The sequence below is a fragment of the Oleiphilus sp. HI0066 genome, from assembly GCF_001635725.1.
In genome coordinates this window covers 1-1,187 of record NZ_LWFH01001103.1, presented here as the reverse complement: position 1 = coordinate 1,187, position 1,187 = coordinate 1, and the positions used below count along the sequence as shown (strand labels likewise).

The following is a 1,187-nucleotide window of genomic DNA, read 5'->3' as shown; positions in this document are numbered from 1 at the left end:
GTGTGAATATCACCTGGTTGAAGCGCTGTATCAATTTCTTCAGCTTCTTCCATAGTCAGCTCAGTACCTAAAGCAGGCACTGCATCGTTGCTCACAACTAACCAGCGACGAAAAGTATCGTATTCACCCGTTTTGCGATCGATATTTACTAAAATATCGGCTTCTTCCTCGTCTTCATAACGCTTTTTAGTTGCTGTCGCCAATGCCAACTCAATAGCTTCGAAAATGACTTCTTTGTCAACGCCCTTTTCGTTTGAGACCGCCTCAACAACCAGCAGAATTTCTTTGTTCATCGCGTCGTTTGCTCCAATAATCCTAATCAATCAAATTGCGGTACGATATTCGCTTTCTCAATGCCTTCAACTGGGAACAAGTATTCTTCTTGATCCACCTGAATCACCACATCATTCCCTTCAACGCCTTTAATCAAGCCGTTGAACTTTCGTCGACCTTCAAATGGCATTCTTAACTTCAATGCAACTTGATGGCCTTTAAACCTTTCATAATGCGCAAGTTCATATAATGCGCGATCCATTCCCGGAGAAGACACCTCAAGGGTGTAATCACCTGCAATAGGGTCTTCAACGTCAAGCACGGCACTCAATTGGCGACTTACTTTTTCGCAATCCCCTAGCTCAATACCGCTCTCACGTTCTTTACCATCTTCGCCCACTTCCGAGCTCTCTGGCGTTTCAAGACTTTCTATATAAATTCGCAACATTGAGTGCTTACCTTGAGACAAGAAATCAATGCCCCAACACTCATAACCTAGCCCTTCTACGACCGGCTTAATAATGTCATTTAGTAGCTGTTTTTTAGCTGCCACTACGCCTCCAATGGGTTCGTTTTCATTGTTGCAGAAACAAAAAATGGGCATAAAGCCCATCAGTACAAAAAAGCCCCTACAATGAGGGGCTCTTTACAAAACTGCTGTAAGGAGAGCCTCAACTGGCGTATAGCCCAAACTCAGAAATTCTGAGCCGCTCCAAATACTGGCGGCATTATAGGCAGCTATACAGCAAGGGTCAACATAAAACAAAAAGCCCGTACTCGTACAAGTGCGGGCTTTTTTATTATTGGTGCCGATGGACGGATTTGAACCGTCACGAGCATAGCTCACCACCCCCTCAAGATGGCGTGTCTACCAATTCCACCACATCGGCATACTCAATTGATTAACTCAATTA

The 1,187-nt window shown here is 44.2% G+C and carries 2 protein-coding genes and 1 tRNA gene; all 3 read right to left on the bottom strand.

The features are described 5' to 3' along the window. Positions 1 to 293 (bottom strand): NusA N-terminal domain-containing protein (locus A3738_RS14320; RefSeq protein ID WP_304440105.1); only part of this gene is annotated, 293 nt, incomplete at its 3' end. A 26-nt stretch (positions 294 to 319) separates the two neighbouring features. After that, positions 320 to 826: a ribosome maturation factor RimP gene (gene rimP, locus A3738_RS14315; RefSeq protein WP_068478046.1), complete on the bottom strand. Its 507-nt coding sequence runs from the start codon at positions 824 to 826 to the stop codon at positions 320 to 322. A gap of 251 nt (positions 827 to 1,077) precedes the next feature. After that, positions 1,078 to 1,163: transfer RNA gene (locus tag A3738_RS14310), tRNA-Leu, on the bottom strand. Positions 1,164 to 1,187: the final 24 nt, after the last annotated feature.